General features: G+C 74.2%; 14 protein-coding genes and 1 pseudogene. 8 read left to right on the plus strand and 7 right to left on the minus strand.

Going from position 1 to position 13,972, the window contains the following annotated elements; all coding sequences use genetic code 11:
- Positions 1-9: 9 nt before the first annotated feature.
- The 4 genes and pseudogenes from ABZ836_RS04385 to ABZ836_RS04400 all read right to left on the minus strand — a co-directional run.
- Entirely contained in the window at positions 10-432 is a 423-nt protein-coding gene (locus tag ABZ836_RS04385; protein WP_356131597.1) for a gamma-glutamylcyclotransferase family protein, read from the minus strand.
- A 601-nt stretch (positions 433-1,033) separates the two neighbouring features.
- Positions 1,034-1,354, minus strand: coding sequence for a divalent-cation tolerance protein CutA (cutA, locus tag ABZ836_RS04390; protein WP_361139360.1), 321 nt, complete (start codon positions 1,352-1,354; stop codon positions 1,034-1,036).
- Between the two features lie 358 nt (positions 1,355-1,712).
- Positions 1,713-2,501, minus strand: a complete 789-nt coding sequence (locus tag ABZ836_RS04395; RefSeq protein WP_356131345.1) for a TSUP family transporter — start codon at positions 2,499-2,501, stop codon at positions 1,713-1,715.
- A 109-nt stretch (positions 2,502-2,610) separates the two neighbouring features.
- Positions 2,611-2,997: pseudogene (locus ABZ836_RS04400) on the minus strand (PIN domain-containing protein); the annotation flags it as partial.
- 62 nt (positions 2,998-3,059) lie between these two features.
- Here ABZ836_RS04400 and ABZ836_RS04405 point away from each other — a divergent pair.
- The 3 genes from ABZ836_RS04405 (at position 3,060) to ABZ836_RS04415 (ending at position 6,599) form a co-directional block, all read left to right on the plus strand.
- The gene (locus ABZ836_RS04405; protein WP_361139115.1) at positions 3,060-3,584 is read left to right on the plus strand and encodes a GNAT family N-acetyltransferase; all 525 of its coding nucleotides are present in this window, start codon (positions 3,060-3,062) and stop codon (positions 3,582-3,584) included.
- 235 nt (positions 3,585-3,819) lie between these two features.
- Positions 3,820-5,934: a cellulose binding domain-containing protein gene (locus ABZ836_RS04410; protein WP_361139118.1), complete on the plus strand. Its 2,115-nt coding sequence runs from the start codon at positions 3,820-3,822 to the stop codon at positions 5,932-5,934.
- Between the two features lie 122 nt (positions 5,935-6,056).
- A complete protein-coding gene (locus ABZ836_RS04415) occupies positions 6,057-6,599 on the plus strand; it encodes an MOSC domain-containing protein (protein ID WP_356131351.1) in 543 nt (180 codons plus the stop codon).
- A gap of 145 nt (positions 6,600-6,744) precedes the next feature.
- Here ABZ836_RS04415 and ABZ836_RS04420 read toward each other — a convergent pair whose 3' ends face one another.
- Positions 6,745-7,509: a phosphotransferase gene (locus ABZ836_RS04420; protein WP_361139121.1), complete on the minus strand. Its 765-nt coding sequence runs from the start codon at positions 7,507-7,509 to the stop codon at positions 6,745-6,747.
- Between the two features lie 81 nt (positions 7,510-7,590).
- Between ABZ836_RS04420 and ABZ836_RS04425 the strand changes: the two genes are divergently transcribed.
- Together ABZ836_RS04425 and ABZ836_RS04430 are read left to right on the plus strand one after the other, a co-directional pair.
- Positions 7,591-7,989 carry a hypothetical protein gene (locus ABZ836_RS04425; protein WP_361139124.1) on the plus strand — a complete coding sequence of 133 codons (399 nt, stop codon included), beginning with the start codon at positions 7,591-7,593 and terminating at the stop codon, positions 7,987-7,989.
- A complete protein-coding gene (locus ABZ836_RS04430; RefSeq protein ID WP_356131357.1) occupies positions 7,986-8,219 on the plus strand; it encodes a helix-turn-helix transcriptional regulator in 234 nt (77 codons plus the stop codon). Before ABZ836_RS04425 ends, ABZ836_RS04430 begins: the two co-directional genes overlap by 4 nt.
- A 79-nt stretch (positions 8,220-8,298) precedes the next feature.
- On the opposite strand, the gene infA is transcribed toward ABZ836_RS04430, so the two are convergent.
- Together infA and ABZ836_RS04440 are read right to left on the minus strand one after the other, a co-directional pair.
- Complete coding sequence (infA, locus tag ABZ836_RS04435; protein WP_356131359.1) at positions 8,299-8,523, minus strand: translation initiation factor IF-1; 225 nt, start codon at positions 8,521-8,523, stop codon at positions 8,299-8,301.
- Positions 8,524-8,608: 85 nt separating this feature from the next.
- Positions 8,609-9,379: a GNAT family N-acetyltransferase gene (locus ABZ836_RS04440; RefSeq protein ID WP_356131360.1), complete on the minus strand. Its 771-nt coding sequence runs from the start codon at positions 9,377-9,379 to the stop codon at positions 8,609-8,611.
- 351 nt (positions 9,380-9,730) lie between these two features.
- On the opposite strand from ABZ836_RS04440, the gene ABZ836_RS04445 reads away from it, so the two are divergent.
- Genes ABZ836_RS04445 through nirD form a run of 3 tightly spaced genes read left to right on the plus strand, consistent with a single transcriptional unit; the run spans position 9,731 to position 13,934 of the window.
- On the plus strand, positions 9,731-10,948 hold the full coding sequence (locus ABZ836_RS04445) for an FAD-dependent oxidoreductase (protein WP_356131362.1): 1,218 nt from the start codon (positions 9,731-9,733) through the stop codon (positions 10,946-10,948).
- On the plus strand, positions 10,948-13,575 hold the full coding sequence (gene nirB, locus ABZ836_RS04450) for a nitrite reductase large subunit NirB (protein ID WP_361139129.1): 2,628 nt from the start codon (positions 10,948-10,950) through the stop codon (positions 13,573-13,575). Before ABZ836_RS04445 ends, nirB begins: the two co-directional genes overlap by 1 nt.
- On the plus strand, positions 13,572-13,934 hold the full coding sequence (gene nirD, locus ABZ836_RS04455; RefSeq protein WP_356131366.1) for a nitrite reductase small subunit NirD: 363 nt from the start codon (positions 13,572-13,574) through the stop codon (positions 13,932-13,934). Before nirB ends, nirD begins: the two co-directional genes overlap by 4 nt.
- The last annotated feature ends 38 nt before the right edge of the window (positions 13,935-13,972 follow it).

The raw sequence follows: 13,972 nt of genomic DNA on the forward strand, positions 1-13,972 counted from the left end.
ACCGGGCCGTCACCGGGCGAACCAGTCGCCGCCGGCGATGATCCGGCCCTCGGTGCGCAGCCGGGCCGCCAGGCGCGGGGCCGCGAGGTAGACCCAGGCGCGCACCACCGCGCCGTCGGCGGTGCGGGTGACCTCGCGTTCCTCGCGGAAGTAGAGGCTGGACGGGTCGCCGGGCCGGTAGTCCTCGAGCTGGTCCAGCGCGGCCAGCACCTGGTCGTGGCGGTCCTCCGCGAGCGTCATCAGCTCGCCGCGGACCTCCCCGCCCTCCGCCTCCTCCACCGCGTACGGGTAGCCGGGGCCCTCGTGCAGCACGACGCCGCGCAGGGTGGCGGGCTCCTCGGCGGTGGTCCGGCCGAGCAGGAAGTCCGGGTGGTAGAGCCCGCCGGGACGGAGCGTCCCGTACACGAACACCGGCAGCCGCCCGGCTGCCACGTCACCCGCCCGAGCCGCCCCGGCGGCGCGGTCCACCCCGGCCGCCCCTGGGGCTCCGGGGTCTGCGGTCACCCCGGCCGCCCTGGCCTCTCCGGTCACCTGAGCCGCTCCAGTCACCTCGGCCGCTCCGGCCTCTCCGGCCTCTCCAGTCACCCGAGCCTCCCCGGTCACCCCGGCCACTCCGGCCACTTCAGCCTCCTTGGTCACCCGAGGCTCCCCGGCCACCCCAGCCGCTCCGGCCGCCCCAGCCACCCCAGCCACCCCAGCCACCCCAGCCTCTCTGGTCACCCCAGCCACTCCGGTCACCCTCGCCGCTCCAGTCACCTCGGTCACCCTGGTCACCCGAGCTTCCCCCGTCACTCCAGCCACTCCGGCCACCTTGGTCACGCCAGCCACTCCGGTCACCGCGGGCTCCCCGGTCGCCCCGGCCGCTCCAGCACCCGAGCCTCCCCGGTCACTCCGGCCACTCCGGCCACCCCAGCCACCCCAGCCACCCCAGCCACCCTGGTCACCCCAGCCACTCCGGCCGCTCCGGCCACTCCGGTCACCCCGGCCGCTCCCGTGCCGGCCGTGGTCGCGGGGTCCTCGGTGCGTCGTCCGGTCACTCGGCCGTCTCGTCCTCGATCCACCGCAGGTACTCCGCGTGGCCCGCCACGATCGGCGTGGCGACGATCTCCGGCGTGTCGTAGTCGTGGGCCTCCCGCAGGTGCGTCTCCAGGGCCTGGTACCGGGCCGCGGTGGTCTTGAACGCCACCTGCCACTCGGCGGCGGTCTCCACCGCGCCCTTCCACCGGTACACCGAGGTCACCGGTCCGGAGACCTGCGCGCAGGCGGCGACGCGCCCCTCCACGGCGCCGCGCGCCAGCGCCTCCGCCTTCTCCGGGGAGTCGGTGGTGGTCAGCACGGTGAGCCAGTCGGCCATGGTCGTCGTCCCTCCGCGGGGGTCTGCGGTCGTCACGCCGGTCGGGGCCATTGTCCGTCACCCGTTCGCCGACCCGCCCCGCACGGCGCCGCCGGGAGCCGGTCCGCGGCCGTGAACTGGGGAAACGCTCCCCACCGCGGGACCGCGGGAGACCGTCCTGACGCGCCTTCAGCAAGCGCTGCGGCACGCCTGCCGCTTACCTCGTAACTGCGGGGGCGTGGGAGTCGGCGGCACTCCCGCATCGCCGGGCGAGAGCGACGGGACTGCCGGACATCTCCGCTGTCCGTCGCCGACCACCGCGCGCCCCTTCCCCCTCCGGGGTCCGAGGCCCCTCACTCCCCGGAGGGGGCCGCCCGCCTCACGCCAGCCACTGGTCGTACGCCATCTTGGCGACCAGCGCGAAGACGACGGTGAGCAGCACCACCCGGACGAAGCCGCTGCCGCGCTTGAGGGCGGTGCGGGCGCCGAGGGTGCCGCCGATCAGGTTGAAGACGGCCATCACCGCGGCCAGCTGCCAGTACACGGTGCCCGCCCAGGCGAACATCGCCAGCGCGCCGGCGTTGGTGCAGCAGTTGACGATCTTGGCGGTGGCGGAGGCGCGGACCAGGTCGAGGTGGAGGATCGCGGTGAGCGCCAGCACCAGGAAGGTTCCGGTGCCGGGCCCGATCAGGCCGTCGTAGAAGCCGATGCCGACGCCGCCGAAGCCGATGGCGGCGAGCACCCGCCGCCGGGAGGCCGGCCCGGCGGAGGGCGTGGTGCCGAACGCGGGCCGCAGGATGACGAACGCGCCGACCCCCAGGAGCACCACCATCACGATCGGCTCGAGCACCTCCGTGCTGAGCGCCGCCGCCACCAGCGCGCCCCCGCCGGCCCCCGCGAGGGCGGCGAGGCCCACCTTCACGGCGGTGCCGACGTCCACGGGGGTGCGGCGGGCGTAGGTGATCGCGGCGCCGGTGGTCCCGACGATGGCCACGGCCTTGTTGGTGCCGAGCGCGAACTGGGCGGCGTGCTGGCCGCCGGCCGGGAGGCCCATCATCAGCGCGGGCAGCAGCAGGAGCCCGCCACCGCCGACCACGGCGTCGACCCACCCGGCGGCGAGCGCGGCGAGACAGAGCAGGACGACGGCGGTCAGCGATATGTCGGGCATGATCGGCAGCCTAGGGAGCCGATAGCTGCACCGTCCACGGACTTGAGCCGCTTCTGAGCTGCCGCGCCCTGCCGGCGCGTGCCCTGCCGGCGCGTGCCCTGCCGGCGCTTCAGAGGGGCAGGTCGTCGGGCAGCACCCGGAACGCCTTGTGCCGTCCCAGCGGCCGTACCGTCCGGAAGTCACGCCGGTCGAGCGTGAGGACGGCATCGGTGTCGTACTCGGCGGCCAGAGCGACGTTCACCGCGTCGGCCAGGTCCAGGTCCAGGTCGCCGTACCGGATGCGAAGGGACTGCGCGGCGGCCAGGTGATCCTCGTCGATCCGCGGGACGACGACGCGCCCCGCACGCATCCATCGCCCGATGTCGTCGACCGCCCCGAGTGCGGCCTCGCGGCCGAGCTCGCGGGTGGCCACATGGTCGAGTTCGGCCAGCAGCAGCGGGGACATGACGAGAAGACCGGCGGCCATGATCGCTTCGCTGGCCGCGCGATGCTCGGGTGTGCTCTGGTGCGTGCAGTCACGCGGACCGCCGCACCAGGCGCCCGCGCTACCGTGCGGGCATGAGCCGCCCGAGACCCGAGGCCCTGCGACCGCGCGCCGAGCTGGACCTCCCCGCCTGCGTGGAGGTGTTGCGCGCCGTGCACGCGCGGGACGGTTACCCCCTGGACTGGCCCGCCGACCCCGTCGCCTGGCTGAGCCCCGCGACCTCGCCTGCCGCGTGGGTGGCGGAGCACGACGGCCGGATCGTCGGCCACGTCGCGCTGTCCCGGCCCGGCGAGGGCGACGAGGCCCCGGCCCGCTGGGGCGGCGGCCCCGACCGCGCCGCCGTGGTCAGCCGCCTCTTCGTCTCCCCCGCCGCCCGGGGCCTCGGCCTGGGCGCGGCCCTGCTGCGGCGCGTCACGGACGAGGCCGCCGCCGCCGGTCTGCACCCGGTCCTCGACGTCCTCTCCACGGACACCGCCGCCGACGCCCTCTACCGACGCCTCGGCTGGCGGCACCTGGGCGACGCCACCCAGCGGTGGGGACCGGACCGGACGGTGACCCTGCGCTGCTACGCGGCGCCCGCGCGCCCCGGCGGCAGGTAGCCGGGCGACGTGGGCCGCGGGCACGCCCCGAGGAGTTCCGCCGGCCCGTACACCCCGTCGAGCCCGGACCCACCGCCGCACACGCCGCCCCCGACCACCCATTGACGCGCTCATGCCTCCCCCGCATCATCGTGGGAGCGCTCCCAAGCAGTGGTCCACAGCCAGTCACCGCCACAACCGCCCACCCGCACCGGGCGTCGTGCCGACGCGGTGCCCGCCCGAGGAGGACACGCCCATGCCGCTCGAACAACGCTCCACGCCGGGCCGCTCAGGCCGCCACCGGACCCGCACCGCGCGCAGGCGTCCCGCCGCCGCCCTCGCCTGCGCCTTCGCGACCGTCGCCGCGCTCGCCGCGATCCCGTCGGCCCCCGCCGCGGCCGGCCAGGCGGCGGAGGCCACCGTCGAGGTCTCCGTCAACGCCGGCCTCGGCCTCGGCACCATCGACCGGGCCGCGTTCGGGGTGAACACCGCCATCTGGGACTCCCACATGAACGACCCCGAGGTCGTCGACCTGATGGGCGACGCGGGCGTGAACGTCATGCGCTACCCCGGCGGCTCCTACGGCGACATCTACCACTGGAAGGACCACACCGCCCCCGGCGGCTACGTCGCCCCGGGCACCGGTTTCGACGAGTTCATGGGCACCGTCCGCGCCACCGGATCCCAGCCGATGATCATCGCCAACTACGGCACCGGCACCGCCCAGGAGGCCGCCGACTGGGTCCGGTACGCCAACGTCACCAAGGGGTACGGCGCCAAGTACTGGGAGATCGGCAACGAGATCTACGGCAACGGCCACTACGGCAGCGGCTGGGAGGCCGACGACCACCCCGACAAGAGCCCCCGCGAGTACGCCCGCAACGTCCTCGAGTACACCCGGGCGATGAAGGCCGTCGACCCCACCATCAAGGTCGGCGCGGTGCTGACCACGCCGGGCGACTGGCCCGACGGCATCGTCGGCGAGGGCGACTCGGCCGACTGGAACCACACCGTCCTGTCCGCCGTCGCCGGCACCGTCGACTTCGTGATCGTGCACTCCTACCCCGGCGGGGCGACCGCCGACGAGGCGCTCGACCGGGTCTCCCGGCTGCCCGGGCAACTGCGGGAGGTCCGCCGCCAGATCGACCGCTACGCCGGGGAGCGCTCCGCGGAGATCGGCATCGCCCTCACCGAGGTCAACTCCAACGTGCAGATGAACAGCCGCCCCAACGGCCTGTTCACCGCCGACGTCTACATGACGGCGCTGGAGAACGGCGTCTTCAACGTCGACTGGTGGAACACCCACAACGGGCCCACCAAGGTGGAGACGGTGGACGGCGAACGGGACTTCAACGACTTCGGCCTGCTCTCCAGCGGCGGTTGCGTGGGCGACGTCTGCCAGCCCCCGGTGAACACCCCGTTCCACCCCTACTTCGGCCTGAAGTCGCTCACCACCCTCGGCAGGCCCGGCGACACCATGGTCGCCTCCTCGACCAGCGACGACCAGGTCGCCGCGCACGCCGTGCACCGCGCCGACGGCACCCTGAGCGTGATGCTGATCAACAAGGACCCGGACACCGCCCACACCGCCGACATCGACTACGCCGGCTACACCCCCACCGCCCAGGCCCCGGTCGTCCACCGCTACGGCCGCGGCGACACCGACGTCACCCGGGTCCCGGCCACCTCCGGCGGTCCCCAGGTCCTGCCGCCCTACTCGATCACCACGGTGACCGTCGCCCCGCACGCGGCGTCCGCCTCCGTCGGCGCGCCCGTCGCCCCCGAGGTCACCGCCGTGGACAGCGGGACGGCGACGCTGAACTGGACCGCGCCCGCACGCGGCACGGCGGTGCGCTACGAGGTCTACGAACGCCTCGGCACCAACGCCCAGCTGCTCGGCACCTCGACCTCCCCGTCGGTCACCCTGCGGAACCTCCCACCGGGCTCGGAGCACACCGTGAACGTCCTCGCCCGGGACGCCGACGGCCGGCTCTCCCGCCCCTCGGAGCCGCTGACCTTCGCCACCACCGCGCCCCGTGACAGCAGCTGCCTGGTCAACTACCGGGTGGACACCGGCTGGGGCAACGGCTTCGTCGCCTCGGTCACGGTCACCAACCTCGGCGACACGGCGATCAACGGCTGGACCCTGGACTTCGCCTGGCCCTCCGCCGGCCAGTCCGTCCAGAGCGCCTGGAACGCCAAGGTCACCGGCTCGGGCACGCGGGTCCACGTCACCGACAACGGCCAGAACGCGGTCCTCGCCCCCAAGGGCGGCTCCACCGCCACCTTCGGCTTCGTCGGCGCCAACGAGGGGGCCAACCCGCCGCCCACCGTCTTCACCCTCAACGGCACGGTCTGCCGCACGTCCTGACCCCGTCGCCGCGCGCGCCCGGCATCTCTCCGGAGGCCGGGCGCGCGAGGTGCGCACCGGCCGGTTCGGGGCGGCGGGAGGCCCCGTAAGATCCTGCCCGACACCAGCCGAGGGGATGTGCCGTGGACGCGACGGTCGTGGCGGTCAGCCGCAACGAGGAGTACAGCTTCACCAAGCCGAACCGGGAGAGCATCACGCTGCTCGCCGGGCTGGGGGTCGAGGGGGACGTACACGCGGGCACGACCGTGAAGCACCGGTCGCGCGTGGCGCAGGACCCGACCCAGCCGAACCTGCGGCAGGTGCACCTCATCCACGAAGAGCTCTTCGACGAGGTCGTCTCGGCCGGTTACGTGGTCGCGCCGGGCGAGCTCGGGGAGAACGTCACCACGCGCGGCGTGGACCTCCTGAAGTTGCCCGTCGGCACGCTGCTCCGGCTCGGCGAGGAGGCCGTCGTCGAGGTGACCGGCCTGCGCAACCCGTGCCTGCAGATCGACAACTTCCAGCGCGGGCTGCTGCGGCAGGTCATCGGCCGCGACGAGAACGGCGAGGTGATCCGCAAGGCGGGGATCATGGGCGTGGTCCGCGCCGGTGGCGTGGTCCGCCCCGGCGACACCATCACGGTCACCCTCCCGCCGGAGCCGCACCGCCCGCTCGAGCGGGTCTGAGCCCCACGGCACCCTCCGGCCCGGCACCGTCCGGCCCCCGGCACCCTCCGGCCCGGCACCGTCCGGCCCCCAGGCACCACCCGGCCCGGCACCGTCCGGCCCCCGGCACCACCCGGCCCGGCGCGACCCCCACCGGCCGGGGAGGTCACAGCCTCCCGCGGAAGTGCTCCTCGATCCACGCGGCGTCGGTCAGGTACCTGCGGTCGTGCCCCTCGGCGACATGGCGGGCGAACGCCGGATGCCCCTGCGCCGCGTGGGCGCGCATGTACTCCACCAGCGCCCGCAGCCGCTCCGCCGCGACCGCGGGCAGCGCGGCCCGGTCCCCTTCCGACAGGCCGTACGCGTCGGCGAACACCCCCAGCCGCCGGAGCGCCTCGGGCACGGGCAGGGTGAGGGCCGCCTCGTCGGGGGCGTAGAGGGGGACGAAGCGGTAGGCCGTGTAGGCCGCGTCCCACACCCGCGGGGCGGGGTGGGCGGTGTCGAAGTCGATCAGGGCGACGGGCAGGCCGCCGGCGAACACCGTGTTGTACGTGGCCGCGTCACCGTGGCAGATCACCTCGGCCGGTTCGCGCGGCGGGAGGTGCCAGACGTCGTCCGGGAGCCGGGGGAAGGTCGCGGAGGCGTCGTGGAAGGCGCGGAGCAGGCGCCCCATGGCGACCAGCGAGGCCTCGCCGCGGACCTGCGGCGCGCCGAAGTCGTGGCCGACCTCCCCGGGCAGGAACTCGACGAGCTCCGTCGCGCCGTCGTCCCCGAGGCCGTGCGGGCGCGGCGCACCCGTGAACCCCGCGTCCCGCAGGTGGGCGAGCAGCCGCTGGACCGTCGGACTCCAGGCTCCGGCCGGCCGGCGGACGACACCGCCCTCCCGGACGACCTCGTTCACCCCGCCGACAAGAACTTCCCGCTCGTCCATGCGGACAGACTAGGCCCGAACGACCCTGAAGACAGACAAGCACGCTTGTCATATGGACAAGCGTGCTTTACGTTTTCGGGCATGACGAATTTCAGTGTGCGGGAGTGGGTCCTGCTGGCGTCGGGAGCGGTGACGTTCTTCGCCGGGGCGGTCGCGGCAGGCGTGCTGCACGCGCGGGACGCGTTGCCGTCGTGGGCGGGATGGGTGCCGGCGATCCTGGCGATCGCCGGGCTGGTGCTGCTGGTGGGTGTCACGGTGAGGGCGTTGTTGCGCGGGGACACCGAAGGCGTGGAGCGTCAGGACGCGGCGCGGGCGTCGATGGTGACGGTCCTGGTGGTCGTGGTGGCGGGCTTCGGGTACGCGTTGCTGGAAGCCTTCGCCGGTCTTCCGAGGGTGACGGCGGCCGTGCCGGCCGCCGCGGCCGGCCTGGTGTGGATGATCACGTTCGCCTGGGGCCGTCCCGGCGGTGAGGAGGGGTGATCGCCAACCGTCTGCCGGTGCTGCGCGCGGAGCGCCGCTGGAGTCAGGCCGAGCTGGCGGACCGGATCAACGTGTCGCGTCAGACGGTGGTGTCGCTGGAGAACGGGCGGTACGAACCGACGCTGAAGGTCGCGATGCGTCTGGCGGCGGTTTTCGGGGTGGCGATCGAGGACATCTTCACCGCCGACCCGACCGACCTGGCCCTCGTGCGGCGGGGCGAGGACCTGTAGTGCACGCGGTGCATCCCCGGAGGGGTGCGTCCGGAACTCCCCGGGCGCACCCCTCCGGGCGCTCACGGTCAGGCGCTCGTCAGTTCCGGTACCGGTAGAGGATCCGGCCCCGGGTCAGGTCGTAGGGGCTGAGCTCCACGAGCACGCGGTCGAACGGGAGGATCCGGATGTGGTTCTTCCGGATCTTGCCGCTGATGTGGGCCAGCACGTGGTGCCCGTTCTGCAGCTCGACCTTGAAGGTCGCGTCGCGCAGGCACTCGGTGACGGTGCCTTCCATCTCCAGGCCGTTCGCTCTTCTCGCCAAGGTTTCCTTTTCCTCGTGTCGGTGTGCCGGAGCCGGACGGCCGCCTCCGGTGCGTTCCTCATGACAGGTGGGGCCGGGGCGGCGCTCAGCCGCGCGCCAGCTCCAGGTGGCCGCCGGCCCGGCGTCCGCCGGCGCCCTCGATCAGGGCGATCGCGGCGGCGTGGGAGTCGTCGACCTCCGCCCACGCGGCCGCGACGCCGTCCCGGTGCAGCGCGTCCAGCGCGTGGGCCAGCAGCGCCCGTCCGATGCCGTGCCGTCGCCGGTCGGCCCGGACGGCGACCAGCCCGACCCGCGCCCGGCGGCGGACCCGCGTGACGCGGGCCAGTCCGGCGTACTCGCCGTCGCCGTCACGGACGGCCACCGCGTACGCCGACGGGTCCACCAGCGTGTCCCCGTCCGGGCCGCACACCAGCTCGGTCGGCAGGACCCGTCGGCCGGCGGTGGCCTCGAACTCGTCCCGTACGGCGCGGTCCAGGGCCCGCAGCAGCGTCTCGTCCGCCTCACCGGCGGGCAGCACGGTCACCCCCGCCGGCAGCCGTGCCGCGTCGAGCCCGGTCTCGCGCGGGTCGGTGGGCAGGTCGTACGCCGACTCCCGGCGCACGACGGCGAATCCGTGCCGCTTCCAGCGCGCCGTCGCCTCGTGCTCGTCCTCACCGACCAGGGTGTGGAGCGGTGCGGGCAGGTGGGCCGGCATCTCGGCGGCGAGAGCGTCGAAGGCGGCGTCCTGCCACGCGTCGATGCTGAGGAAGAGCCGGCCGTCGGGCCGCCGGAGGACGTCGCCCCGGCCCACGGCCCGGTCGTCGGCGACGGCTTCCCACGCGGTCTCCGAGACGCGCGTGATCGTCACAGTGTCCATAGGTGTTCGCCTTTCAGGAGTGCCTGGTCGAAGCGGCGCTCCCGACGGCGCCCGGGTCGGACACCCGGGTCAGTCGCGCACCGTGACGGAAGGAGGGAGCACCCACCTCGGAACAGCGTTCACGGGTCCCACCTCCTCCTGCGATGTCACGGCCGCTCGCAAACTAACGGCCCGCGCGACACCGCGTCCAACCCTTTTCCGGACGCCCGCCCCGCCCTGCCCGCCCGTCCCGCCCGCCCCGTGCGGGCGCCGTCCCCTCACACCGCGGTCCGGTGCCCGCTGAGGGCAGCGTTCCTCGCGGGAAACGGGAGGGATGCGGTCGGGTAACACCCGCGCCGCACGCTTCCGGGTATGACGTCGCAACAGCGTGTGGTGGTGATCGGGGCCGGTCCCGCGGGGGTCCGCCTCGCCCGCCGGCTCGGTGAGCTGGGCGTGCCGGCGGTGCTGGTCGGCGAGGAGGAGCACCGGCCGTACAACAGGGTGCTGCTCGCCGAGGTGCTGGCCGGACGGTACGCGCCGGAGGTGATCGAGCTGCCCGCGCCGGCCGGCCTGGTCCGCGCCCGGGTGGTGAAGATCGACCGGGACGCGCGGCGCGTGTACTGCGACGACGGCCAGGTGCTGGAGTACGGCAGCCTCGTGCTGGCCACCGGCTCCAACCCGGTACTGCCGCCGCTGCGGGGCCTGTTCGCCGTCGGCGACCACCAACTTCCGCGCGGCGTGCACGCGTTCCGCACCATGGACGACTGCCTGGGCCTGTCGGCGGCGGTCCGCCCCGGCACCCGCGCGGTGGTGGTGGGCGGCGGGCTGCTGGGCGTCTCGGCGGCCCGGGCGCTGGCCGAGCGCGGGGCGCAGGTGGTGCTGGCCCAGCAGTCGGAGCGGCTGATGGAGCGGCAGCTCGACCCCGCCGCGTCGGCGCTGGTGCGGCGGCACCTGGAAGGGCTGGGCGTCGAGGTCCACACCGAGCTGCGGGTGCGCGACATCCGCGTGGTGCAGGGGGCGGTCCGGTCGGTGGAGATGGCCGACGGGTACGCCCTGGACGCCGACGTGGTGGTCCTGGCCTGCGGGGTCCGCCCCCGTACCGGCCTGGCCCAGGGCGCCGGGCTGGAGGTCCGCAAGGGCGTCCTCGTCGACGACGAGCTGCGCACGAGCGACCCGCACGTCCGGGCCGTCGGCGACTGCGCCGAGCACGACGGCCAGGTGTACGGGCTGGCGACGCCCGCGCTGGAGCAGGCGGAGGTCCTCGCCCGGTCCCTGGCCGGCGACACCGGCGCCCGCTACACCGGCACCCGCGCCCTCACCCGGCTGACCCTCTTCTCCGACAGCCCCTTCGACCTCGCCGCGTTCGGCGAACCCACCCCGCTCCCGGGGGACGACGTGATCCAGCTCGCCGACGCCACCCGCGGCACCTACCGCAAGGTCGTGGTCCGTGAGGACCGGCTGGTGGGCGGCGTGCTGGTCGGCGAACTCGGCACGGTCGGCGCGCTGGCCCGCGCCTGGGAGGGAGCGGAGCCGCTGCCCTCGGCCGGCTCTCCCCTGCTCCACCTGCTCACCAACGACGGAGGCTCCTGATGCCCATGCCCACCACGGACTCCGCCGCGATCCCCTCCGCGGCCGCTTCCACCATCGTCCTCGTCGGCCACGGCATGGTCGGGCAGCGCTTCCTGGAGGCGCTGGCCGAGCGCGGGCTGACCGCCACGCACCGGGTGGTCGTCCTCTGCGAGGAGCCCCGCCCCGCCTACGACCGGGTCCACCTCACCTCGTACTTCTCCGGCACCACGCCCGACGAACTCTCCATGACCGACCTGGAGTTCATCGAGAAGCACGGCATCGAGCTGCGCCTGGGCGACCCGGCGGAGTCGATCGACCGCGCGGCCCGCACGGTCACCGCCCGCTCGGGCCTGACCGTCTCCTACGACACGCTCGTCCTGGCCACCGGCTCCTACCCCTTCGTCCCGCCGGTCCCCGGCAAGGACGCGGACGGCTGCTTCGTCTACCGCACCATCGAGGACCTGCTGGCCATCGAGGAGTGGGCGAAGGCGCGGGCCACCACCGGCGCGGTGGTCGGCGGCGGCCTGCTGGGCCTGGAGGCGGCGGGCGCCCTCAAGGGGCTCGGACTCGACGCCCACATCGTGGAGTTCGCGCCGCGGCTGATGCCGGTGCAGGTGGACGACGGCGGTGGCGCGGCCCTGCTGCGCACCATCGAGGACATGGGCCTGACCGTCCACACCGGCGCCGGCACCCAGGAGGTGCTGACCGGCGAGGACGGCGCGGTCACCGGCATGAAGCTGTCCAACGGCCGGGAACTCGCCGTCGACCTGGTGGTGTTCTCCGCCGGTGTCCGCCCCCGTGACCAGCTCGCCCGCGACTGCGGCCTCCAGGTCGGCGAACGCGGCGGCATCGCCGTCGACGCGAACTGCCGGACGGTCTCCGACGACCGCGTCTTCGCCATCGGCGAGTGCGCGCTGGCCGCCGACGGCCGGGTCTACGGGCTGGTCGCCCCCGGCTACGAGATGGCGCAGACCGCCGCCGCGGTGATCGCCGAGGACGCCTCCGCCGAGTTCACCGGCGCCGACCTGTCCACCAAGCTGAAGCTGCTCGGCGTGGACGTGGCCTCCTTCGGCGACGCGCACGGCGCCGCCGAGGGCTGCCTGGACGTCGTGTACTCCGACTCCCGGTCGGGTCTCTACAAGAAGCTGGTCATCGGCCGGGACGGCACCCTGCTGGGCGGCATCCTGGTCGGCGACGCCGAGGCGTACGGCACCCTGCGCGCGCTCACCGGCTCGGTCCCGCCGGTCTCCCCGGAGAGCCTGGTCCTGCCGGCCGGCGCGGCGGGCGGCGGCGCGCAGCTCGGCCCCTCCGCGCTGCCCGACGAGGCGGTCGTCTGCTCCTGCCACAACGTCACCAAGGGCACGATCCGCGGCGCGGTCACCGACCACCGGTGCGTGACGGTGCCCGAGGTGAAGAAGTGCACCAAGGCCGGCACCGGCTGCGGGTCCTGCGTGAAGGTGCTGGGCCAGCTCGTCGAGGCGGAGCTGGAGGCGAGCGGCGTCGAGGTCGACAAGGGCCTGTGCGGCTGCTTCGCGCAGACCCGCGAGGAGCTGTACGAGATCGTCCTGGCGCTGCGCGTCACCTCCTACCGCGACCTGCTGGACCGCCACGGCCGCGAGGAGGCCCGCGGCGGCGACGGCTGCGAGATCTGCAAGCCGTCCGTCGCCAACATGCTGGCCACCCTGGCGCCCGCGATCGGCGCCGACGGCCATGTCCTGGACGGCGAGCAGGCGGCGCTGCAGGACACCAACGACCACTTCCTGGCCAACCTGCAGAAGAACGGCTCGTACTCGGTCGTCCCCCGCATCCCCGGCGGCGAGATCGCCCCGGAGAAGCTGATCGTGATCGGCGAGATCGCCCGCGACTTCGGCCTCTACACGAAGATCACCGGCGGCCAGCGGATCGACATGTTCGGCGCCCGTGTCGAGCAACTGCCGCGGATCTGGGCGCGGTTGGTGGAGGCCGGCTTCGAGTCCGGGCACGCCTACGGCAAGTCGCTGCGGACGGTGAAGTCGTGCGTCGGCTCCACCTGGTGCCGCTACGGCGTGCAGGACTCGGTCCGCATGGCCATCGACCTGGAGCTGCGCTACCGGGGCCTGCGCTCCCCGCACAAACTGAAGTCCGCGGTCTCCGGCTGCGCCCGGGAGTGCGCGGAGGCGCAGTCCAAGGACTTCGGCGTCATCGCCACCTCCAACGGCTGGAACCTGTACGTCGGCGGCAACGGCGGCGCCACCCCGCGCCACGCCGACCTGCTCGCCCAGGACCTCTCGGACGCGGAACTGGTCCGCCTGATCGACCGGTTCCTGATGTTCTACATCCGCACCGCCGACCGCCTGGAGCGGACGTCGGTGTGGCTGGACCGGATCCCCGGCGGCCTGGACCACGTCCGCGACGTGGTCGTCCACGACTCGCTCGGCATCTGCGACGAGCTGGAGCGGCTGATGGCCGCGCACGTGGCGCACTACCGCGACGAGTGGGCGGCCGTGCTGGAGGACCCCGAGAAGCTGGAGCGCTTCGTCTCGTTCGTCAACGCCCCCGAGACCCCCGACCCGATGGTCGCGTTCGTCCCCGAGCGCGGGCAGATCAAGCCCGACCTGCCGCTGCTCCAGATCGGCATCCGAGAGATGGAAGGGACCGCATCCCGATGACCACCGCCGTAGCGCCCACCGCCACCCTTGTCAGCACGGTCGTCCAGCTCAAGGCCGGCGAGGACTGGCTGCCCGTCTGCGCCGTGGACCGCCTGGTCCCCGGCCGGGGCGTCGCCGCCCTGCTCCCCGACGGCCGCCAGGCCGCCGTCTTCCTGGACCGCGCGGGCCGCCTCCACGCCGTCGACAACCGCGACCCGTTCACCGGCGCGGCCGTCCTCTCCCGCGGCCTGCTCGGCAGCCGCGGCGGCCACCCCTTCGTGGCCTCCCCCCTGCTGAAGCAGCGCTTCGACCTCGCCACGGGGCAGTGCCTCGACGACGACGCGGTCCGCATCGCGACCTTCGAGGTCCGCGTGGCGTGACCACGGCGGCCCCGAGCCGGGCGGGCGCGCGCCCAAGG

This window comes from Streptomyces sp. NPDC047130, assembly GCF_040643475.1.
In the GTDB taxonomy this organism is placed as follows: Bacteria; Actinomycetota; Actinomycetes; order Streptomycetales; family Streptomycetaceae; genus Streptomyces.